This is a genomic window from Sphingobacterium composti (assembly GCF_009829075.1).
Classification (GTDB): Bacteria; Bacteroidota; Bacteroidia; order Sphingobacteriales; family Sphingobacteriaceae; genus Sphingobacterium; species Sphingobacterium composti.
This window is the reverse complement of sequence record NZ_WUQZ01000010.1, coordinates 14,382-39,004: the sequence shown is the minus strand read 5'-3', so window position 1 is coordinate 39,004 and position 24,623 is coordinate 14,382. Positions and strand designations below refer to the sequence as shown.

General features: G+C 35.8%; 16 protein-coding genes. 5 read left to right on the top strand and 11 right to left on the bottom strand.

All coding sequences use genetic code 11. The features are described from left to right. Positions 1–3 precede the first annotated feature (3 nt). On the top strand, positions 4–1,968 hold the full coding sequence (locus GOQ17_RS08625) for a leucine-rich repeat domain-containing protein (RefSeq protein ID WP_159636927.1): 1,965 nt from the start codon (positions 4–6) through the stop codon (positions 1,966–1,968). An 819-nt stretch (positions 1,969–2,787) separates the two neighbouring features. Here GOQ17_RS08625 and GOQ17_RS16210 read toward each other — a convergent pair. The 3 genes from GOQ17_RS16210 to GOQ17_RS08605 all read right to left on the bottom strand — a co-directional run bounded on the left by GOQ17_RS16210 (position 2,788) and on the right by GOQ17_RS08605 (position 9,626). Continuing rightward, a complete protein-coding gene (locus GOQ17_RS16210) occupies positions 2,788–4,845 on the bottom strand; it encodes a glycoside hydrolase family 16 protein (protein ID WP_201288589.1) in 2,058 nt (685 codons plus the stop codon). Positions 4,846–4,993: 148 nt separating this feature from the next. Next, positions 4,994–6,538 (bottom strand): RagB/SusD family nutrient uptake outer membrane protein, encoded by a 1,545-nt coding sequence (locus GOQ17_RS08610; protein ID WP_159636925.1) that lies wholly within the window; start codon positions 6,536–6,538, stop codon positions 4,994–4,996. Positions 6,539–6,569: 31 nt separating this feature from the next. After that, a complete protein-coding gene (locus GOQ17_RS08605; protein ID WP_159636924.1) occupies positions 6,570–9,626 on the bottom strand; it encodes a SusC/RagA family TonB-linked outer membrane protein in 3,057 nt (1,018 codons plus the stop codon). Positions 9,627–9,807: 181 nt separating this feature from the next. On the opposite strand from GOQ17_RS08605, the gene GOQ17_RS08600 reads away from it, so the two are divergent. Beyond that, complete coding sequence (locus GOQ17_RS08600) at positions 9,808–12,666, top strand: helix-turn-helix and ligand-binding sensor domain-containing protein (protein ID WP_159636923.1); 2,859 nt, start codon at positions 9,808–9,810, stop codon at positions 12,664–12,666. 26 nt (positions 12,667–12,692) lie between these two features. Here GOQ17_RS08600 and GOQ17_RS08595 read toward each other — a convergent pair whose 3' ends face one another. Both GOQ17_RS08595 and GOQ17_RS08590 read right to left on the bottom strand, forming a co-directional pair. Then, positions 12,693–13,430: a metallophosphoesterase family protein gene (locus GOQ17_RS08595; RefSeq protein ID WP_159636922.1), complete on the bottom strand. Its 738-nt coding sequence runs from the start codon at positions 13,428–13,430 to the stop codon at positions 12,693–12,695. Position 13,431: 1 nt separating this feature from the next. After that, the gene (locus GOQ17_RS08590) at positions 13,432–14,175 is read right to left on the bottom strand and encodes a nucleotidyltransferase (protein ID WP_159636979.1); all 744 of its coding nucleotides are present in this window, start codon (positions 14,173–14,175) and stop codon (positions 13,432–13,434) included. Between the two features lie 317 nt (positions 14,176–14,492). Here GOQ17_RS08590 and GOQ17_RS08585 point away from each other — a divergent pair, with 317 nt between their 5' ends. Continuing rightward, positions 14,493–16,988 (top strand): glutaminase family protein, encoded by a 2,496-nt coding sequence (locus tag GOQ17_RS08585; protein ID WP_159636921.1) that lies wholly within the window; start codon positions 14,493–14,495, stop codon positions 16,986–16,988. A gap of 83 nt (positions 16,989–17,071) precedes the next feature. Here the strand turns inward: GOQ17_RS08585 and GOQ17_RS08580 are convergent, their stop codons facing one another. From GOQ17_RS08580 to GOQ17_RS08555, 6 genes are all read right to left on the bottom strand, one after another. Continuing rightward, positions 17,072–18,109 (bottom strand): threonine aldolase family protein, encoded by a 1,038-nt coding sequence (locus GOQ17_RS08580; protein WP_159636919.1) that lies wholly within the window; start codon positions 18,107–18,109, stop codon positions 17,072–17,074. Positions 18,110–18,219: 110 nt separating this feature from the next. Beyond that, complete coding sequence (locus tag GOQ17_RS08575) at positions 18,220–18,696, bottom strand: OsmC family protein (RefSeq protein WP_159636918.1); 477 nt, start codon at positions 18,694–18,696, stop codon at positions 18,220–18,222. Between the two features lie 86 nt (positions 18,697–18,782). Next, positions 18,783–19,343, bottom strand: a complete 561-nt coding sequence (locus tag GOQ17_RS08570; protein ID WP_159636917.1) for a type 1 glutamine amidotransferase domain-containing protein — start codon at positions 19,341–19,343, stop codon at positions 18,783–18,785. A gap of 339 nt (positions 19,344–19,682) precedes the next feature. Then, the gene (locus GOQ17_RS08565; RefSeq protein WP_159636916.1) at positions 19,683–20,063 is read right to left on the bottom strand and encodes a hypothetical protein; all 381 of its coding nucleotides are present in this window, start codon (positions 20,061–20,063) and stop codon (positions 19,683–19,685) included. Between the two features lie 312 nt (positions 20,064–20,375). Then, a complete protein-coding gene (gene ybiA, locus GOQ17_RS08560) occupies positions 20,376–20,858 on the bottom strand; it encodes a riboflavin biosynthesis intermediates N-glycosidase (RefSeq protein WP_159636915.1) in 483 nt (160 codons plus the stop codon). 593 nt (positions 20,859–21,451) lie between these two features. Then, entirely contained in the window at positions 21,452–22,000 is a 549-nt protein-coding gene (locus GOQ17_RS08555) for a hypothetical protein (RefSeq protein WP_159636914.1), read from the bottom strand. Between the two features lie 970 nt (positions 22,001–22,970). Between GOQ17_RS08555 and GOQ17_RS08550 the strand changes: the two genes are divergently transcribed. After that, the gene (locus tag GOQ17_RS08550) at positions 22,971–23,108 is read left to right on the top strand and encodes a hypothetical protein (RefSeq protein ID WP_159636913.1); all 138 of its coding nucleotides are present in this window, start codon (positions 22,971–22,973) and stop codon (positions 23,106–23,108) included. A gap of 12 nt (positions 23,109–23,120) precedes the next feature. Next, positions 23,121–24,242, top strand: a complete 1,122-nt coding sequence (locus GOQ17_RS08545) for a hypothetical protein (protein ID WP_159636911.1) — start codon at positions 23,121–23,123, stop codon at positions 24,240–24,242. Positions 24,243–24,623 lie beyond the last annotated feature (381 nt).

Here is a 24,623-nt window from a genome sequence, read left to right as displayed (position 1 = left end):
CCCATGCCTAGAAGATTCTATTATTTGCTATTAGCTATTGTTTCGTTGTGTATTGTAATTTCATGTAAAAAGACTGAATATGAGGATATTTTAAAAAAGGATTACAACACCTCCGTTCATGCGCCAGAGATAGTGAGTGATTTTACTATCCAACTCCAAGCACGAGCGCTGCAGCCCAACGAATCTGGAACGTGGAAGATAATCAGCGGAGAGGTAATGGAAGAGTATGTATATTTTGAAGATGTAACAAATCCATTCAGCAAATTTGTGGGTATTCCTGGAGAGAGCTACCGTCTAGAATGGACCGTCAAGGGAGGTGGAGGATCTAATAATTCGACTACTATAGATGTTAAAATACCAACATTGTCTCTGGAGATAGTGGAGACAACTCCTTCACATTTTCAGACAATCAGACATTTTCAGGTAGATCCCAAATACAGGGGGAAATGGTCATTTGATAAACCCTATGGATATATTTGGAGTCGATATCATGATGGTGTGTCTGAGCCTGATGAAAATAAGCCAAGTATTCAACTTCATGGATTTTCGCACACTACTTACATAGCAACATACACTGTAAGATATGCGGGTAAAGATTTTGTCTTTACAAAACAAGTTACTACAGGTGAATATCAGGAGGATGAGGCATTAGAAGAATTGCAAACGCGTCGTGGCAATTCCCGTGTGGTAGAAGATAACCAAGGGCGCGTAGTAGAATTGAATCTTCAGGCTAGTGGTACTGCATGGATATTAGAGCATGAAAATCAATTTCCATCAATAAGAGCACTAAAACACTTACGTAAACTTATATTAGGAGGGTCGTCTGTAGGTCAAATACCTAAGGTTTTGGGAGATCACTATCATAATCTTGAGTATTTAGACATGGATCATAACGGTGAATTTTTAGTCATGCCTGATAACATTGGTAACTTAAAGAAATTAAAAACACTTATTATAAGCCCTGCGCGTGTACTCGAAAACTATACATTCAAACTACCAAGCTCTTTTGCAAAACTGGAGTCATTAGAAAATTGTAGCATTCGCTATGTAGGTATGGTTGACTTCAACGGAACACTAGGTGGTTTAAAAAACCTTAAACATCTAAGTAGTATGGTTACAGATATTCCAGATAATATTGGTAACCTTAAAAATTTAGAGTTTTTAGAATTAATCGTTAAAAAATCATATATACCCGAAACATTATCTGCTTGTAGTAATATTAACTTCCTTAGATTAATATTTCAAGATCAAGATATCCGACGTATTGATTTACCTTCGAAAATTGGTAATCTTAAAAAATTAAATCATTTTGAAATTACTACGAATCACTTATACAATTTGCCAGAAAGTATTGGGGGATTGCCTTCATTAAATTTCTTGACAATTTCAAGTGGTACATTGCAAAGTATTCCTGCCTCATTTGGTAATCTTAGTCAACTTGAATCTTTGACATTAGGAGGTACTTACACAGCTCTTCCAGAGGAAATATCAAATTTAAAGAAACTTAGGTTTTTAAGCGTATCCCCATCGCTAACAAAATTGCCTGAAAGCATTGGAGGTCTGTCGGCGCTTGAATATATTGATTTGAGTAGTTCCGCCATCACTATTCTACCTGCGTCATTTGGTAATTTAAAAAACTTGAAAGAGGTTAGGGCTACGTTTTCAAAATTAAATACATTACCCGTATCATTCGCTAACTTAGATAAACTAGAGAAAATAGATTTTGGATATACACAATTCACCACATTTCCTGAACCACTAATAGGGTTGAAAAGTATCAACAGAATCATATTAAATGGTACTAAATTCAAGAGAATCCCATCTAGTATATATGGCATGAGAGAGGGAGTACTTATGGATTTATATTTAAGCAGTATCGATATTGATCATCTAAGAGAGGTGGTCAAAAGAAAGATAGGAATTACTTTTCAAACTGATGTGGGATGGATTTACTATGTCCAAGAATAATACGGCATATTGATTAATACCTAGCATTATAATTATAGATTGCCAGTCGCGTCTCTACACAATGACGGGGTATTGATTAGAGGATTTACAGCTCTTGATGAACGTAGGAATAGTCTATTTTTAGATTTCTCCTAGTGTTCGATAAGACATTATAATCGATGATTAATGTATATTAGGGAGAGATTCCTCCTTTGTTCGGAATGAAAGTGTAGTCTCGCTAAAGCGCAAGTAGCTCTTCGTCCCAGATTTTAAAGGTCTTTTAATTTCAAACACGGATTATTCGATTATATGAGAATTATTCCATCGAGGAGCTCCTAAATTAAATCTCGTTGTCTTTTTGTGAACCTAAATATTATTAAGGCTGTTCATTAGCATACAATCTATAGGAGGGAAAATCACTGTGCGAACTGATTACTTATTTATTACATATTATGCGATTCGAAAAACTAAACCATAAGAATCTGAGATACCTGAAATCAAAGGGATATAATTTATTGACTTCGAACAATAAATTGTCGAACGAAAATGTGGAATGGTTTCCAGAGCGTATAGATAATTTGTGTGCGCATCTTAGTGAGTTTGATTAGTTGGATCCCACCCTGGATATGGAGCCATCAATGTTGTTGATACAATTTGCTATAGATTATTTGAGTGAAGATGACTTGGTAGGTGAGGTGTTTAATATTGCAGATTAAGTATGGGGATTACTGCATGACAGAGATCATAACTGAACTAAAGAATTCATGCTTTTAGCAAAGTGATTAAAAACAAGAAGCCCAAATGCAGAATTTCTGTTTTGGGCTAGACATTTCATTTATATTAATCAACCTCAATTAAATCATACACACGTACGTAGTCGACTTCGAATGATGCAGGAAATATCTTTTCATCAATTCCTTTAAGCCCACCCCAAAAACCGCCAACCGCGAGATTGATAAGCCAGTGAAACTTTTGGTCAAAAGGCCATTCGAGGTAAGATTTCATTTCATTTTCGAAATGAAAAATTTCTACGTCATCGACAAAGCCTTTGATGTAGTCAGGAGTCCAGTCAATGCGATACAAGTGGAATTGCTCGGAAGCGTTTTGTATTTTCTTGGTTGATGTTTTTTGTGTTTGTATTGAATGGTGATACGCTTTGGTATGCACAGAGATATGAACGACGTCCATATCATAGCCGACATGTTCTAGGATATCAATCTCTCCAGAATTAGGCCAACCACCGTATTTTGATTCTGTAGGCAGCATCCATATAGCGGGCCAAGTGCCTCTACCTTTAGGGACTTTAGCTCTTGCTTCAAATCGTCCATATACAAAATCACCTTTAGATTTACTTACCAAACGTGTAGAGGTATATTCTAGACCATCTTTTTTTTGCTTTAGCGCTGTAATTTTTAGTTTACCGTCTTTTACAAATACATTTTTAGGATTTGCTTGGGTATAGTATTGCAGTTCATTATTGCCCCAACCGTTATACAAGGAGCCTACATCATAAGACCATTTGGTGGGATCGGGTAATCCGGTATAATTAAATTCATCCGCCCAAGAAGGGGTAGTTTCAAATGTGTATTTTACTGAAGAAGATACTGGAATTGCATTGGTTGATGCCGTAACGTAAAACGGAATATTGGCTGTAGCTACGTGATTATTGCCGTCGGTGACATAAACAAAAATGCGATAAGCTCCAGCTTTTGTTGGTGCTATGATGGTCGCCTTACCAAAGGAAACTTCTGTCAAGATGCCGTCTACACGATCAGGTCTGCTTTCACGATCACCGCCTTCTTTCAGATCTGTACTTTCGTGAAGAATTTCCCAGCGTACATTCATTTTGTCGTTGTCGGGATCTTCAACAAATACCTGTGTAGTATACTTTTCTCCCGATCTAAGATAGATATAGTCAGTTGCTTGCTTGCCGTCTAAACGTAAAGAATCCAATCGTGGTGCTCTGTTGCTTGGCCAATTGCCTGTCCACAAATATTGCATCACATCTACAACTTCGTTTTCTAAGCCATCTTCGGTAAACAAACCATACCAGGTAGGTGTACGCTCTTGCTTTTGGCCCCATAAAAAGACGTATGACCCCAAGCAGCTTTTGTCTGACGCGATAGATGCTTGGTAACGACTTTTGTAAACCGCAGCTTTTTCTTTACTAGTTTCCTCAATGCTGGCTTTCCATGGTGTCTGTGGACCTTCCCAATGGCCTGTAGGTCCCCATTCCGTCACTATATATGCTTTATCCCAACCAACCTTGCGTATCTGCTCTGGTACACCTGCCAATCCTCCATACACTTGCACAGCTATCAAATCAAGTGAAGGGCATTTAGACTTTATCAGATCAATTTCTTTTTGATTTATACCAGCTAACATAGTTGTGACTAAATGATTCTTGTCTTCGGACTTTATCATCTTGGCAATATCTTCTACCGCATCCCATACTTTTGTATTGCTGTAATGTAGATTCAATTCATTGCCAATTCCCCATGCCAGTAACGCAGGGTGGTCTTTATATTTTATAACCTCTTCACGCAATCTTTCCAATTGGCTTTTGACTGCGTCGGCATCGTCATAATTAAAACCATGTCTTTCTGTAGCGGTACTGAGTCCAAGCGTGACGGTAAGTCCCAAGCGATGCGCTTCATCAAGGATTGCTTGAGCATTCGTGCTGCTCCACGTGCGGATTGAATTGCCACCATATTCTTTTAGTTTCTCGATGTAGCTTGTACCACCAGCACCTTTTATGAAATAAGGTTCACCATTTCGTATTAATTGAAAACCATCTTTAGTTTTTTCAATTTTGACAGGAATAGGTTTCTGTGCAAATACCTGTGTGACAAATACTAAAATAGTAAAAATGAGAAGATGTATTTTGTTTACAGTCATGAGAAACAATTTAGATACGTATGTAATTGGATTATAAATTTAAGCATTAGTGTGATACTTTACGCTGTGGAAGGAAGGGATTGCTAAACTAATTATATGTATAGCAATCCCTATAAATTAATAGTATTGTTTGTGTTAGAGAATACGCTTATTTGAAATTAGAGTTGGCGTCAATTTGTGTTTGCGGAATAGGCACGAATTCGCTTTTTCCTGGTGTAAATTTAGAACCAAACACTTGCTGTGCACGGCCTGTACGTACCAAGTCATTAAAACGCTCTCCCCACCATTCACATGCAAACTCTGCTCGGCGTTCATCCAATATTTGATCCAAGGTGACACCAGTGATAGTAGACATATTAGCTCTTGTGCGTACGAGATTAAACGGTGTGTCACCATTTTGACCTTTGCGTACACGTGCTTCAGCATTCAACAAAAGGGCATCAGCATAACGCAATATGCGTACATTGTTATTTGCTCCATATTCTAATCTTCCTTCTGTCATTTGATTGGCGGGCATATAAGCCTTACCATTGAAGTATTTTATTCCGAAAGGATTGCCGTAGATTTTGTCGCCATCTGGAGTCTCCACAAAGGTGTCTTCTGTCGCGCCATATGTTAAGATGGTCGTTTTTAATCGCAATGCATCACCTCTGGTCGTCAAGAAATCTACGATATTCTGTGAAGGAGGAATCCAGCCTGCGCCGGATATCGCGCTACCACGTTGATTACCCGATGGTCCTTGCCACCTGAAGAAAGTCCCCCAGTCAACACCTGGGCGCACGATATCTCCTGTACCTACACCAAAATCAGAATATTGTAACTCGAATAAGGATTCATTGCTTAATTTTCCTGGCTTTTTGAATAAGTTGTATAAATCCGTATAAAGCGAAAACTTTCCACTTTGAATTATCTGATCGGTAGCCTCTAACACTTGATCCCAATACGGACTTGCATTGTCATTTTTCGCTAAATCTGTTGCAGCCTTTGCTTTCAACAATAAAGCAGAATATTTTGTCACAGCACCGGTATGTTTGGACTGGTTTGGACGTACATCTTCTAAATCAGCAATACAATCATTCATCTCATTGATGATAAATTCACGGACTTCAGCCATTGTACTCTTGCCTATGGTCGTCAGTCGTGCAATATCTCCACTGTCGGATAGAATAGGGACGTCACCAAAAATGCGTGATGCTAAAAGGTGTGCATAAGCGCGTAAGAAACGTACTTCAGCTTTGTACTGTTTGTTGAGTTTTAATTGTTCTGCATTACCTGACGGAATATTCTTTTCAAACTCATCCAATTCCATCAAAGCATTATTCGCTGCAATAGCTAAGCTGTAATAACTGATCCAGGATTGATTAAGTCCCCAATACGATTGAATGGTCACATCACTTTGAAAGTTTTTGATTCCCATCAATTCGGGGTTATCGTTTGGATTAGGCGCACCTTGTTGGTAATCATCATCACGCATAGCACGTATAGAAAGGTCAATCCAATGTACAAGATTGTCATCTGCTGCAGACCTGTACACACCAGATACAGGTGCGTACATGTATGCTAGATTGGTATAGTCAATTTCTTCGGAACGCTGTTGATTTTCCAACGGTTTATCTAAAAACTTTTCGCAACTCGTATGTAGACTTACTAGTCCTATGCAGCTGCTGAGTAGTATATATTTTAAAGCTTTCATAAATTTCTTCTTAATTATTTCTTAAAATAGCCTAGAATGTCACGTTAAAACCGAAACTGTAGGTGGATGCAATAGGGTATACATTCGTATCAAAGCCCATTCCTGACACTTCTGGTGTAAATCCATTATAGCGTGTGAATATCGCAGGACGATCCGCAGTAGCGAATACACGAACAGGAATAGTATTCAAATTAAAGTTGTAACCTAACTGTATATTTTGAATACGTAAATATGCGCCGCTTTCTACAAAGAAAGAACTTGCTTGTAGATTCCAAGATGCTACAGAACCTTGCGCCGATGGATATTCGTTTGTAGAACCTTCTGCCGTCCACAGGTTATCCATAAAAGCTGCATCCGCATTCATTTGTGGATATTTTCTACGCATAGCACGGTTTAGGTTGTGGATTTTATTTCCAGCAACACCTTGTAAGGCAACACTCAAATCAAATTTTTGATACGACATTCCAATGTTGAAGCCATACGTTAATTTAGGTAGGTAGTTTCCGAGGTTAATACGGTCTGCTTCATCCAATTCGCCATTGCTATTCTGATCTTTGTAGCGCAAATAACCGGGTTGAATTGGCGCACCAGGGTTCGCTTCATTGTATGCGCTTGCGATTGGGTCTGCTGCTATTTCAGCTTGATTTTGATAAACCCCTGCAACTTCATAACCGTAGTAATAATTTATTGGTTCATTTGGCACTATACGTGTTGGAAATTCAGCACTCCATTCAGGGAATCCATTTTGAATATTAGCTAATGCACCAATATCAAGTACTTTATTGTTTAATGTAGTCGCATTTGCTCCTAATTTATAGGCGAACTGTCCAACTTGATCTTTCCAATTTAACGAAACTTCCCAGCCGCTGTTTGCAACAGATCCCCAGTTTCCATAGACGCGATCCCACATAAATGGAATAGGGCGGCTGAAAGCAAGGTCATTGGTCTGGCGGTAGTAGTAATCTACAGTACCTTCAAGACGATTATTTAATAAGGCAAAGTCAAGACCTGCATCCCATTCTTCCACGACTTCCCAACGTACTTGTGTGAAGAATCTACCTACACGATAACCTGGTTCACGGACACCGTTTGCTGATCCCGTACTACCAAATATACCGGAGAAATTATTACCTGAATTCACGATACCATAGCCAGCATTGGGTTGAATACCATCATTACCCAACAGCCCCCAGCTTCCTCTTATTTTCAATAGATCAAATAGGGATTGATCTTCCATGAACTTCTCACGGTTTATTACCCAACCTAGACCTACGGAAGGAAAATAGCCCCACTTAGTTTGGTATTTGGAACTACCATCTGCACGGAATGTAGCTGTCAATAAATATTTATTGTCGTAATCATAAGTCCCTCTTGTGAAGAAAGATACGCCAGCATTACGAAGTCCTCCTTCACCATACCCAGTTGCCGATCCAATACCTTGCGCACCTTGTCCTACATACCAAAATTCTTCAGCCTGCGGAACATCATTCGCCGATACCCAGGTATCGCGCCAACGCTCTTCACGTGTAGATTGACCTAGCAAGATAGTCCAATGATGTTTGTCCGCGCCATCTTTGTAAGTCAACAAATTATCTACTATATAATTGCTATTTCTACCTTGTCCAGAACGTAAATAAGACCGTTGGTTACGCTGATCATTATCGATATAGTATACCGGGCTGTATTGAATATTATGTGTGGACTGGTAGCGTTGACTTAATTGCGACCTAAAAGTTAGTTTGTTTTCTAAAAATTGAGCTTCTATGTACGCGCTTGGCAATATTTGTATGCCTTTAGTCGCATTATGGTTGTAATATGCCGTAGCCAATGGGTTATTAAACCAAAAGCCAGACGTCATTCCTAGACTAGTGCTAGAACCAAACTTTACTGGATCTGCTAATTCTAAATTTGGATCATGGGACGGGTAAAGTGGCGAAGCAAAGTAAGCCTGTCTGAAAGCCGTACTATTTGGGGAGAAAGCATTGAAATTATTTAAATGTGCAGTGAATCCAATCTTCAACCACGATGCTACTCGTGCTTCTGTTTGGGTACGGATATTATATTTTCTATCGTAATTCTTCGCATCCATGATTCCATCTTGATCCACATAATTCATACCGAAGGAATATGTAATCTTATCACTACCGCCTTGGACTTCGATATTGTGGTTTTGAATTAATGCGTTTGAACGTAATAACTCGTTGTACCAATCGGTATTGGTGGTTGGAACGCCATTCTGCCCGCCAAATTTTGTGATGGAGTTGTCTACTATAGCTTGATTACCCACAGCAGTCGCGTATTTTGCATACTGTTCTCCATTTGCCATTTTGAGTAAGTTGGTGGCTGATTGAAAACCTGCATAGCCCGTGTAGCTAACTTTTGTTTTCATATTCAACGTACCTTTCTTAGTTGTGACGATAATCACACCATTTGCAGCACGCACACCATAAATAGCTGCACCCGAAGCATCTTTTAATACGGATATATCAGCGATGTCATTGGGATTAAGGAAATTAATATTATCCATAAACATTCCATCAACGACATAAAGCGGGCTTTCGTTATTAAAAGATCCTACACCACGAATACGAACCGTAGGTGTAGATCCGGGAGCGCCTGCACTCACAATTTGTAATCCTGTTACACTTCCTTGCAATGCATCCATAGGAGAGGACACTGTTCTTTTCAATACTTCCTGCATATCGACGGTTGCAATAGGCGCAGTCAGATCTCCTTTACGCTGCGTACCATACCCAACGACAATGACTTCATCTAAATTTTGAGCACTGCTCACGAGTAATTGTATATCAATCACATTGCCACGGATAGCGACAGTATTGGTTGAATAGCCTATTGCAGAAACAATTAATGAATCTGCTGATTCTGAAACTTGGAGGGTGTAGGTTCCGTTATCTGTACTACTTGTTCCACTAGTGTTTGTGTTTTTAACACGTATGGTCGCTGCTGCAATGGCGGCTCCCTGTTCATTGTAAATCTTGCCCGTTATAGTCTTTGTTTGTGCTAGAATGATTCCAGGTATAAAAGACATTGTAATAACTAAGGCATAGCTCAGTAATTTGTTTTTCATGCACGCTAAAATTAAAAGTGTAGAAAATTGGTTTATAATTCAGTTGCTCAAAATTAGGTGCAATGGTAAGTTAAAACCTAGTCTTATACTACATCATTTATACATCATGTACGCTTGTTTGCATTAAATTAGCTATATTTAGCCTACTTCAACAATACATCATTAGCCTATTGCTTACATCATGAATCGATTAAACCTACTTGTATTCTGTTTATTTTTTCTAGGTTTTGGTACTGTTATGGCTCAAAATCCATTAGGTGCTCCGCTTGTAAATAATTATGGAAAGTCTGTTTTTCAGGGTGGGAGTCGCACTTATGATATCCGTCAAGATAGCAAAGGAATAATGTATTTTGGTAATAATGAAGGTCTGTTGACTTTTGATGGAAAATATTGGAAACAATACAAATTACCCAATCAGACAATAGTTCGCTCAATATACATTGCTGACAAAGATCGAATCTATGTCGGTGGTCAAGGAGAATTTGGGTATTTTGAACAAACCAAACAGACTGGACTCCAATATACATCACTTTATTCGCTAATTCCTGAAGCCTATCGACAGTTTGCGGATGTCTGGTATACGGTAGAATATGAAAATGGCATTTACTTTATGTCATCCAATTATATTTTCTGTTTCCAGTCCAATAAAATAAAAGTGTATCCTGCATCAGTGGAGTGGGAATATATGGACCATGTATCAGGCAAATTGTATGCACAAGAACGAGAAAACGGTTTATTGTCTTTTGAGAATAACCAATGGATTAATGTGGCCAAAGCAACACATTTTCAAAAGGCCAAAATCGCTGGAATATTGGATATTACAAAAGATAGTACGCTAGTATTTTTGCAGAACAACAAATCATTTTTACTACACAACAAGAATCTGACACCGCATTCGGCTTCACCAAGTCATACCTTATACACCCCTTCATTTGCGAAGATTGATGACTATACATATGTATTCGCTACTGCTACGGATGGGTGTATGATTCGAACCTTACGTGAAGGTAAATTCTTAGAACAAATCGGTGTTACTGAAGGCTTATCAAATAAAAATGTTTCGACTGTATTTGTTGACAATCAACAAAATATTTGGGCCGCTATAGATAACGCTATCGCAGTAATAAGTTATGGAGCTGGTATACGCTACCTTCGTCCAAACATTGAATACGATGTCACTGGGTATTCAACTCGTGTATTTGATAATAGTCTTTATTTGTCTTCATCCAATGGTGTGTATAGGGCGATGTTAAATAAGAATATTACTGATCAAAGTCAATCACCTGGAAAATTTCAATTGGTAAACGGTAGCGATGGTGGAGAGGCATGGCGCTTAAATGAATTGAATGGACATTTGTTGTTAACCCATAATACAGGCATACTAGAAATCAATGAAGATAAAATAAATCCAATAATTAACGGTGTAGGCTCTTGGCTTACATTGCCATTATCTGCGGTTTATCCCATCAAATATAGTTTGGTGGGTACATATCATGGACTTGATTTGCTTGGGTATGATGGAAATAAATTCAGTTTGATTCGGAAATTGAAAGGAACATTTGACTCATTTCGTTTCTTAGAATTGGATGATAAATATATTTGGGCTTCTCATCCTTACCGTGGAATATACCAGATTAAAGTAAACGAGGCTCAAACCAATTACGACACCAAGCTTTTTACACAAAAGGAAGGATTACCGTCTAGCTATCAAAATTATGTATATAAAATTGGGCAAGGAATTGTATTCGCTACCCAAAATGGTCTTTATGAATATGATGATGCACAAGGTAGGTTTTATGCATCCTCGCGTCTAGATGTTTTCAATAATATTCCAGTAAAATACCTGATGGAAGACCGAAAAGGGAACATTTGGTTTTGTAGTGAGAAAAAAGTTGGTGTAGCTAAACTGGATTATGATACAAAGAAATATGAAATAATCTATTTCCCAGAAATAGAAGGTATGCATACCTCTGGATTTGAAAATATATATGCTTACGATGATCAAAATGTGTACATCGGATCTGAAAAAGGTATTTTGCATGTAAATTTTCAAAAGTATATGAAGGAAAGATCGCGTCCTAAAGCGTTAATTTCTTCTATAGTTGCCATAGGAAATCAAGATAGCGTACTACATGGAGGGACTACAGAGAAGGACCTTATTGTATTGAATTCCATGTACAACTCATTTCATTTTGAGTTTTCGTCGCCCAATTTTGGAATTTATGAACATGTGTCCTATAGTTTTTGGTTGGAAGGTTACGACAAGACATGGTCTCCTTGGTCTAGTAATACAGAAAAGGATTATACAAATCTTCCGAGTGGGATATATAACTTCAAGATAAAAGTTAAAAATAACCTCAATCAAGAATCAGAAATTAGCTCCTTTCATTTTCGCATATTGCCACCTTGGTATAAGTCCATTTGGGCTTATCTGTTCTATTTTTTACTGCTTATACTAGTCATTTATTACGCGTATAACATGCAAAAAAGAGCGTGGGAAAATCAGCAACTCAAGTATGAAAAAGAAATGGAACAACTTCGATATATTCATCAATTAGAGGTGGATAAAAATGAAAAAGAAATTGTAAAGCTACAGAATGAGAAATTGGAACATGAAGTATTGGCTAAAACCAAAGAACTTGCAAGCACAAGTATGCAGCTTATGGAAAATTCTGGTGCGCTTACAAAATTACGTGTGGAGCTTTCGAAATTTGCCCATATCGATCAGGATACCGATTTAAGTCGTATCACATCTCTACTTAAGGATGTAGAAAACAATACTACCCATTGGGATCAGTTTGCATCGCATTTTGATGAACTAAATGATGGTTTCTTCAGTAGGTTAAAACAAAAGCATCCTGAACTCTCTCGTAATGACTTGAAAGTTTGTGCTTATTTAAGGCTCAATTTTTCGACTAAACAAATTGCTCAATTACAAAGTATCTCTGTAAGAGGTGTTGAAATACACCGTTATCGTCTTAGAAAAAAATTAAACATACCTACTAAGATAAGCTTAGGTGAATACCTCTCTACTTTATAATCCTACAGCTTAATTACGGTTTTTAGTTATACTTCTACAATAATATAATGTTGCTCCTTATTTATTTTCCTTAATACTGGTAGCGCAACATTGTATATAGGAATTTTACTAGTTGTTTGTCCCTTGTGCGTGCCGGCATGTGCATGGCCATGAAAAGCGAGTGATACCTGCCTACGGGTTAATGGTTCAGCTAAATGTGATGATCCTAAAAATGGGAAAAGCTGTTCTGGTTCGCCGATGATGGTATCTTTTATAGGTGCATAATGCATTAACACCACTTTGGGCAAATCGGGACATTCCTGTTCTAATCGCGTAAGGGCTCGATCCAATTGCAAAGATTCATTAACTGCCTCGTGAACAAATTGTTTCATCATATCTTCTCCGAATAAAGACAACATATAATGTTCAAAGCCTCCACCAAATCCTTTTACTCCAGCAAAGGCTACATCCTGTACGACAATAGATTCACCATCTAATATTGTCATCTTATGTTCTGATAGTATTTGCTTAATTACTTTTTGCCGTCCTTTTTCGTAATCGTGATTTCCCAGAACACCAATCACAGGAATACGCAGCACTTCGAGTCCTTCGCCCAATATTTGCGCTTCTTCTTCATCCCCAGTATCGGTTAAGTCACCACATATGACAAGCACATCTGCATTTTCATTTATTTCTTCGAAGGCATTTCTCAATATTCCTTTATCCGTGATTTTTGTATGTATATCAGCCATTGCTGCAATTTTAGTTTTCTTTCTATTAGCCATATTAGACAGTGGTTATAGTGTAGCTTTTATAATTCCATTCTTTTACATCCACCTGATATTGTGTTTGGTCGATTAGCGGCCCCCTACATACACGCTCAATAGGGGCAGGCAATTCATACTGTTCATTAGCTCGCCGAATCAATTCATCAAAAAGCCATTTAGGAATGATATCTCTATACTCGGAGGGATATACAAATTGAAATATGAGAAGTTGTGCGAGTAGGAGATGCCAATGCGTGTCTAGGCGCTGAAAAAGGATTTTCCAATCCACATTTGCGCCATATTTCAGCAGAATATGATTAACATCTGCATTGTCGTTTCTTTCTCGGTTTTGTACATAGATTTTACACCAAATAAGCTCTTCCACTGGTATAAACTTAACAGGTACAGCGGCGAATTCTCCAATGGTGGCTCGTTCATACCATGAATCATCGACCGTACAGATGTTGTTTACGGTATCAAATATGATGTCAATAAAATAATCTCCATGAAATACTTTAGCTAACCACCTCGCATCCGTTACTTCGGTGCGATAACCTTTTTCAGCAAAATATTTGAGTATACGCGGGTATTCGCTGCTTTTACAAAATATATCTAAATCCTTTGTGTCACGAAAAATGCCCGTGTACCGAAACATAGCAAAGGCACCACCTAGCATAAATTGACATTCACTGGAGTTCAGCATTTCTAATGCTTTCTTGTAAAATGCGGTTGACTCTTGCTTTTCCTTATCTGTAGTTAACATATCTGTGTCTATTAAGTAATTTTGGATGCGTCTGCTTGTAAAATGAACCATTGACTATTGAGATAGTTTATATTCACGTGTTTTTTTGTTCGGTGTTCATATCCTAATATAGGACTGTTTGACTCTATAAATATCAAATTATAGTGTGGGATTACTACTGTGATAAGAATTGACGGAATTACGAGACAAAGTGATGGTTTATTTTAAAATATTACTATTTTATTTGTTATTCATAAATCTTTATAGATTGTTGATAGACGAACAGCTATAAGAATTTGAAAAACTAACGAATTATAGACTAAAATTTTTATTTCCGTATGAATATTTTTTTTGCTAGGCAGATTGCGCTGATCCCTACACTAACTACCTTTTACATCTACATCATTGCTGGGTTCATTTTGTTCTTCAATTTTATCCAAGTTAATGCACAAGAACGAATTGCGCCCGCTTATCCATTAATTACGCATAACCCTAATTTTAGTATTTGGTCAATGACTGATGAATTACATGCTTCTGTGACTAAACATTGGACAGATGCGGATAATTCTTTATTGGGAGTAGTGGAGGTCGATGGACAATTGTATCGATTTATGGGTAAAGAGCCTGCTTATTATACTCCTCTTCTTCATACGGCTGAAGAAAAAGCGTTTACAGTTGACTATACGCTACAAGAGCCAAAAGGTGACTGGAAATCCTTGAGATATGATGCTAGTAATTGGAAAAATGGTGCAGCACCGATTGGAGATAATGGTGATTACAAGACAAGATGGAATTCTGATCAAATCTGGGTACGTCGTACTTTTGACATTTCGGATGTAAGTACTATAAATGAATTATTCTTGAAATTAAATCACGATGATAATGTAGAGGTATATTTAAATGGTAAATCTGTGTACAGTAAAATTGGCTGGACAAGCACATTCACACATATTCCACTTCAAAAATCTGACCTAAAGAAAGGAAACAATATCATTGCTATTCACTTAAAGAATTCAGCAGGAGGACGTTATTTGGATTTTGGGTTAGTAAATAAACCAAAAGAGACCGGACCAAAAATGCAAGTCGCAAAGCAGACAGGAGTAGAGTTTACGGCGACAAGTACAATTTACAATTTCAAAGCAGGGGCGGTTGATTTAAAAGTTATGTTTACTTCTCCACTTTTAATGGATGATTTGGATGTATTGGCAAGACCTGTTTCTTATATCACTTATAGTCTGAAATCCAACGATAATAAAACACATACAGCAAAAGTTCTCTTATCCGCATCTTCAAATATCGCGGTGTACAGACCTAGCCAAGAAGTAGAGGCGAAGCAATATATAGCAAAAAACCTTAACATCTTAAAAGTGGGTACTGTAGAGCAACCATTTCTACAGAAAGCTGCAGATGATATGCGAATAGACTGGGGATATTTTTATGTTGTGACACAAAATAAAGATAAAGCAGTTCAATATCTAACAGAAGGTTCAAAGGCATTAGCAGATTTTCGCAGTGGAAAGACATCGACACGTGCTTTAAAAGGTAAAAACTTAGCACTAAATACAGTATTAGCTTTTGACCAAGTAACTAAAAATGAAACAAGTAAATTTATTCAATTGGGCTATGATGAGGTATTGGCAATACAATATTTTAAACAGAATTTACGCCCATATTGGAATCGCACTGGCAATGCTGTGTTTGAAGATCAATTAGCGCAAGCCGCATTAGATTATAATAAGATACTGGCAAAATGTAGAGCTTTTGATAAACAGATGCAAGCTGAAGCTGTAAAAGCTGGTGGAGTCAAATATGCACACTTAAATGTATTAGCTTACCGACAAAGTATTGCAGCACATACCTTGGTTGAAAGTCCTGAGAAAGAATTACTATGGTTGTCCAAGGAGAATAATAGTGGGGGATTCATCAATACAGTAGATGTAACATATCCATCAGCACCATTGTATTTGTTATATAATCCAGAGTTGTTGAAAGGTATGCTTACAGGAATATTTTATTTCACTGAAAGTGGAAAATATCCTTACGAGTGGGCGGCACATGACTTAGGAACTTATCCATTGGCTAATGGTCAGACTTATGGAGAACCCATGCCAGTAGAAGAATCGGGCAATATGGTTATCCTTACTGCAGCAATTGCTCATGTACAGAAAGATATGAGCTATGCAAAAAAGCATTGGAAGACGCTCACGATGTGGACAGACTATTTGGTAAAAGAAGGTTTTGATCCGAAAACACAATTATGTACAGATGATTTTGCAGGACATTTAGCACGTAATGTAAATTTATCTGTAAAAGCTATAGTTGGAATTGCTTGTTATGCGCAAATGGCTGAAGCTATTGGTGAAAATCAAACTGCACAAAAGTATAGAGCTATTGCAGATGAAATGGTAAAAAATTGGATGAAAATGGCTGATGCAGGCGACCATTATGCTTTGACATTTGATAATAAGAATACTTGGAGTCTTAAATATAATTTAGTGTGGGACAAAGTATTGAAGCTAAATCTCTTTCCACAAGAAGTTTATGATAAGGAAATCAACTACTATTTGACCAAACAAATGAAATATGGCGTACCACTTGACAACAGAAGTGCTTTTACTAAGAACGATTGGATTATGTGGACAGCGACATTTGCACCTAACAAATCTCAATTTGATGCTTTAGTAGATCGTGTATATTTCCATGCCTTGAATGCAGAAACTAGAGTTCCACTGAATGATTTTTATAATGGACAAACTGGTATTCGCGAGAATTTCAAAGCGAGAAGTGTAGTAGGAGGATTTTTCATGAAGACGTTGGCAGAACGTTACAAATAATCAAATTGAATAATCATTATTAGTATATATAAGTAAATCAGTGTTTGTAGAGCTTGATGGGATATCAAGCTCTTTTATTTTTTTTAAAGATTGGAATCCAATTGTTTTATATCAAAAATAAATTCGTCTACAACATTTAAAGGTGTAGCCCATGAAGTGATTATACGTACTGAGTCATGATTATCATCAATTGATTTCCAATTATAGAAATCATAGTTTATACGTAATTGACTTATAAATTTATGAGGTAAAATAGGAAAGATTTGATTTGTAGGTGATCGTGTCAGGAAGCTATATCCGCAATCTTCAAATGCATTTGCTATCTTTTGCGCCAATTGATTCGCATGGCTTGCTAATTCAAAATAAAGGTCATTATGAAATAATTCATAAAATTGAATGCCTAACGTTCTGCCTTTGGCTAATAGAGCTCCCTTTTGTTTTAGAATAAAATCAAAATCTTCAGCTAAAATAGGATTGTTAAACACTACAGCTTCACCAAATAGAGCACCATTTTTGGTGCCTCCAATATAGAAAACATCCGTAAAGTTAGCTATATCAGAAATCTTCAAATCGTTATTACATGCCATCAAAGCATGACCTAACCTTGCCCCATCTAAATATAATAGCAAACTGTTAGCCTTGCAATAAGTGGACAGTTCTTCTAATTCGGACTTAGAATATATTGTTCCAATCTCAGTAGAATTTGAAATATAGACCATTCTTGGTTTTACCACATGTGGTCGTAAGGTATATTCTACCAAAACTTTTTCAATTTGAGCGGGATTTAGTTTGCCATTGTCTGTCTCAATGGTGATAATTCGATGTCCTGTAGCCTCAATTGCTCCTGTTTCATTTGCGTAGATATGTCCAGTTTTAGCGCTTATTACGGCTTCATGAATACGTAATAATGAGGCAATTACTATTAAATTACTCTGTGTACCTGCAGAAAGAAAAAAGATTGATGCATCGGGCTTATTTAATTTCTGACAAAGTAAATCTTTAGCTTGTATGGAATAGTCGTCCTCACCATAGCCATGCTGTTGAATTAAGTTTGTATCAATTAATTTCTGAAGAATATTGATATGTGCACCTTCAGAATAATCATTTTTAAAGCTAAACATCTTGTCTTACATCTTTTGATCTACAAAATTACATTTTCAGAATGGCTTTGAAAAAACAACTTCTTCTGAATGTCAAGTATTGTGATGCATTGAAGTACTAATAAACTATATTATTCTTCAAAAGCACTACATTTAGGATGATGAATAACAGGGAAATTACATGAATTGGCGATGAAACAAAGTTTATTCGCTTGTTGATGTAAGGTAATAGCTAAATTTACGTGAATATTATCTCGTATTATCACAATTGGATTTAAAATAACTTCGATAATTTTTCCCGAACCATCAGAATAAATTTCTAAAGCTGCCGTTGCATTATCTTGATAGGATATTACATCAATACTATGTAGTTGGCAAACATATAAATAGGACATCATATGACAAGACATAAGACTCGTAAGTAACAAATCTTCGGGGTTATAATTACTCGGATCTCCTTTAAAGCTTTTAGCAGCGGAAACAGCTAGATCAGGTTTTCCTTCAATCTCGACAATATGATTCTTTGTATAAACCTTTTTCGAATTATCATTTGTTGCCTCAGTTTTATTCCATTTTAAATTTGCGGTAAAAGTATGCTGATGATTCATATGGTTAAAAGTAAATAATGTTCGGTATAAAAAGAAAGCTGCCTTTCATTAAAAGCAGCTTTAAGTTTAGGACTCTACGTTGGAGGCTATTCGTGCTGTCCAGCATGTATACCTTCTGCAAATTCCTCGACAATTTTTTTATTAAAAGCTGGTAAATCGTCAGGTGTTCGGCTAGTAACTAATCCTTGATCTGTGACTACCTCTCTATCTTCCCATAAAGCCTTAGCATTAATCAAATCCCTTTTGATAGCTTCAACTGAAGTTAACTTTCTACCTTCAACGACTTCTGCGTCAATTAACACTTGTGGTCCATGACATATAGCTGCCACTGGTTTTCCTGCACTGAAAAAAGCTTTAACAAAACGTAATGCCTCCTCGTTTACCCGCAATTTATCAGGATTGATTACTCCGCCAGGAATTAATAAGCCATCGTAATTAGAGACATCGGCGTCTTTTAAAGGTATATCAACTTTAAAATCTTCATCCCAAGCATCTCCTTGTTTTGAACGAACTATATCTTCTTTCGGAGATATGATGTCAACTTGAGCACCAGCATCTGCTAATGCATCTTTAGGACTAGTTAGTTCAATTTTTTCAAAACCATCTTCTGTTAATATTGCAATTCTTTTTCCATCTAGTTTTGCCATAATTATTCAGTTTAATGTTATACTTCTGTTATATAAAATGAACAAAGGCTATTGTAAATAGTTCTTTATTGAGTCAATTATTTATAGAAACTAATCAAAATGGATCCATTGATTTGGACTTTGATAATTTTTATTTAAAAATTAGATAGAAGGTTGTTTATTCACAAATATCAAGAGAATCAGTAATGGAAAAGCATTTAGAGTTAAAAAATGAAATGGAGCTAGAAATTTCTATAAAAATTGAATGCAATTATTAGGTTATCGTTACAAACACCGCCCCCCCCTATAGAGCCCTCTAGTAAAAATAAAAGCCTGTAAGTTGCTAACTTACAGGCTTTCTTAGTGCTCTGGTACTTTTGATTTTTGAAGATAGGTCTCATAATCGGCTTCTATACTCTTTACCGATTCAGATTTTTTTGTTTTTCTATACTGTTGCAGAATAGTCAAAGCAAAAACTAAAAGAGGATTCTCCTCGACAATTTTTACTATTTCTTTTTTTTCCGAATTATTTAATCCTTCTAAATAGAACTTAATACACTCTCTGAGATAGTCATTGTCAACTAGAATATCTTGGTCTTTAAATTCCTTATGGTATTTGACATAATTTGGATGAATAGCTATTTTTTCAGATGTAATAAATTCATCATCCTTATTTGTCGAGCCAAATAATGTTAGATTCAGCATATTCTTAATATGCATATAGTGTTGAGGTAATTCCATAATATTATCGTTTACGAGGTTTATTTATAATAAAGAATAGTATCCAAATGATAGCGATATACAAAAGAGACCGGCCTTCATGCTTAGTAAAGATTCCAGCCATTGAGATATATGTACTCAACAGAATAGCTATGAAACCTGTAATACAACCTTTCATAATATTGAAATTTTTGTAGGATTTTTAAAGCCTGATGGAGAATAGAATTTGCTTTGTGCCATAATATTTAAGTTTATTTTGAGTAATAAAAAAGGCGTGAAACTAAAATCATGTCCTTAACTGAGGTACTAGGATACCCAAAAGACCAGACAGACTTAGCCCAATGGATCATTTACGTGAGGACTATTTTCATCTAACCCAATTCCCCAAATTCTGTCATATGGACTAGCTTCAACAAGAATGCTATCATTTGTACTTAGTAAATAATCTTTTAAAGGCTTATTCTGAGAAAACTTCAATAAATTACCTTTAACTACAATGTCAAACTTATGTTCGTTCCATATCGCTTCATCAAATTTTTTGACTTGCCTGCCTAATGATTTTGCTTCACTAGGTGTATTAGCATTAACTATTTTAATAAATGTTTCTTTGTCACGGAATAGAAGTGCTTTCCTTGCCATCATGTAATGTTCGGTGGTATTGAAAGTAAATTCATTTGATGTGAATGGTGCATGATACCATTGACTTAAGCAAGATTTTGTTATTTCTGTATTAGGGAATTCTCTCCAGAAAAATATATTGTTAGTATTACGACCTTGGTTCACTTGGTCTTTTAACCACTCTAGGTTGTATTTCATAATAAGCTAAAGTTAAAAAAAAGAATGGATTCTAAAATTCCGAAAGGTTATAAGCGTTAATTTTGAAGTCCAATTTTGTAAATATTCTGAAAGCTAGTTAGGAATTAGAAATTGAGATGTGCGAACTTTTGATTGTAAGCGATGAAGGATTTTTATTATATTGGTTGAAAATTAATATAATTATGAAATATTTACTAACATCAATTTTAATCGTTTGTTTTTCTATCGCTAGTTCAATGGCACAAACTAAATCATCTAAATCTCGTAACTCTAAACAATATCGAAGTGCCGAAACTGGAAGGTATGTGACTAAAACCACTGCTACAAAAAATCCATCTACGACTTACAGTACCTCAAGAAAGTCTAAGAAATAGAATACTGTTAATGGTCTGGTTTAGATCATTAACTTTTGATATAACTAAAAATACTAACGATATAAACCAGGACTTTATAACGTTAGTATTTTTTTGTATTTATACTTATTGTAAATAGGAGATATTAAACACTTCCAACAGAATCCTCACAAAAAAATCGCACCTTTCGCTTATGTAAGATAGCCTAAAAGAAATTCATAACAGGTAATACATTTACCTCTAGAATAAATTTGGGTTAAATTTGTTTCCAGATAATTTAATCATATGAAGAATAGCTCTCTCAAATTTTAAAGCCCTATCATAGTCGTAAATTGCTATGGAAATTTCATCTTTATAATTATCAAGTATAGTGCCATCTTCACATGATATGTCTACTTTATTGCTTTTACTCTTAAATGTAATTTTTAGCATATTAGTTCTGTTACTTTTTTTTGTATCTAAATTAACTTTGTATAAAGCATTATCATATAAAAAAACTGACTTAATATTATCTAAATTTAAAGTTTCTACATATTTACATTTTACCAATGGATTAAAATGAATGACAGTTATAGTATTATTCCTTTTATCGTAAGATTTAACCTCAATATCATAAAGAGGCCAAGAATCATTACCATAATAAGAGAAATCATTTATCTCATGAAGAATATACTCGAAAGTGTCTCCTTTCGATGGTTCAGCTTTAATTTGAGCACTTAAATGATTAACGATTCCTAATAATAAAATCACGACAAGATTTGCCGAAATTATTTTTTTTGAAATTATCATATACAGAACATATTTATTTAAAGGATTGATACCAAATTAACTAACAATGGAAATAAGGCATTCCGTTTCGGAATTCCCGACATGAATATACGCCAAACTTCATAAATTAAAAATAGTGATACTCACAATTTCTAATTTATTGTTTCACTGTTTGTCATAATTCATGCTTTGGTAATCCCTACACTTCATAAAAGCTCTTTTGTCTTTTGACAAAGTATTAGCATACCTGGTCAAAATCCAATTGCTTTTAGACTTTGGCTCGCCTGCGAATCGCTCAGGCTTCGATGTTGTCACGATTTTTGAAACAAAAATATCGCCAACAGTCTTCGTCTATTTCATAGATATCGTTGAATCATGCTTGCGCATTTCTCTTCAACGACCTTCGCTCAACTCGCAGGACGGCGAGCTGTATTAAGATGATTGTGCTATTTGTAAATTGTTGCAGAAAATTAAGACCCCTTAGGGGGATGAAAAAGTGTGCAATTTGATTTTAGGTATTTAGACACTAAATTATATGGTATTATTTATGTAAAAGAATGACGTGCAAAGTTATTAGATGAAAATCAGATTTTTATCTATTTTTGAATTAAGTGTTATTAATAAGATTAATTAACTGTTTAATTTTAGATTTTTAGCTTAAATAATTCTGATGTGGCTATAAACAAAAACTTCTCATTTCTAAGAAGATTTTGTTTGTGATCCCGCAGGCACGAAACTAGAACCTTTTGTTGGAGGATTTGAAGCGATTAAGTCAGTTGAAAGATAGCACTGTTCAATATGATATTAATACAAAAGAAACCAATAAACCGAAGAACGATTGTACAAAAAAGCAAAAGAACATACGCAAATTGGGAAAGTAAAATTCTTACGGTTTATTAATCAGTTTTGAATTATACTCCATTATTACTTAATTGGTATCTTAGTATAAGATATATTTATTAACTGATAATCACCAAAGAAACCGAAATCATTGAAGCAGACAATTCGTTTGAAGAAGCTAGCAAATCCCAATGATAATGTTGACCCGTCAGGCTTACCATTTTTCCTAAGGGCTAGAAATGGAATTGAGCAGTTAATTGATTGGGCAAACAGACCATACGAAGAATAACATTAATAAACTATGGATTTACCTTTAAATCATTCGATACAGAATATTTTTATTCAAGTTGGTCAGTTTGATCGCTATGCCATATTTGATTTTTATTATGGCTCGGAAGCTTATCAAAAGTATGGTAATACTGTATATGGTTATATTATTTATACACCGTCAGAGCGTGCAAAATTAAAACTTGAGATGAATTCCAATAATATAGGTAATGACGATGGTTTAGTATTACTCGATGGCGCTTTGCAGGATGTCGAAAAAAATGAGTTGCTCAAAACAGAAGGATTTATGGCAAGGGATATCAGACGGCTAAGTATGCTAGATATAGGCCCCATCAAAAATCAATATGACAATGAGGGAATTAAAGATATTCCGAATACAATCAATGTTGAGTTTAGCCCTGATTTGTTTGATGGGGAAAGGATGCAATTATTGATTTTTAGAAAAAGAATAGAAGAGGGTATTCCATTAATTCCATCTGAAAAACAAAAATATTATAGCCTACTGCTCCTATTAGAACCCGAGAAACTTTCAGACGATGATAAAAAAGCTTTTTTAATAAATCCTGAAACGGGAAAGTTTTATGATGATGTGCTGATTACCTCTTTGACAACAATGGTATATGCAGATCGAAAGAATAGCCCTTTTAAGGCCGCACTGAACACCGCACTTGGCAACCGTAGGAAAGAACGGATCGCTTTTATATGTCGTCATTTGGGTATTGCACCCAAACATATAAATAAACTTGAAACAAAAAACAAAGAAGCTTGGATGGAATTGATGAAGTTGGTCTACGGGTTTGAAGCGGAAACTTTAACGCTCTGGGGATGGACACAACATGTTTATTGGGATTTTGAGCGTTTCATACACATCTATTTGAGACACTATAAGAAATTCCTGATCAACGAATCTTCAAAAGGTCAGGGTACAGGTTTCCAATATGCCTTAAAAGATATAAGGAGAATTATCAATATTGTATTAGAGGCAAATAAAGATGCTATTGAAAGTCGTCTGAGAGATGGTAAAGGATTTCACATTCAAAATGACAAAGGCTATTATTACAATGGAAATTATTATTCAGTAAAAATTGACCCTAAAGGTAGGTTGATGCAATTCCATCCGCAGGAAAACCTTTAAAATACCGTTTCTAAAATGTTAGTCAGTAATTAAATTGATAAATTTTCCACAGTTCATAAATTGTAAAGAAAGTGCTCGCTATAATTTTTACACATAACATTCGATGTCAATTAGAACAAACAAATGCTAAGTCTTAGACTCTGGTTTTTCTAATGTCATTGCCCGCTATGGGAATGATTTGATGACATTATATACATCTTATGCCATGATAAACATTTCGGATTAAAAAATTAAATTTACATTCTTCAACGACCTTCACTCAACTCGCAGGACAACGAGCTGTATTAAGATGATTGTTCTATTTGTATATTGTTGCACACTTTTTAAGACGCCTTAGGGGTATTAAAAAGTGTGCAACAATATATACCTTCTAAATTTTTT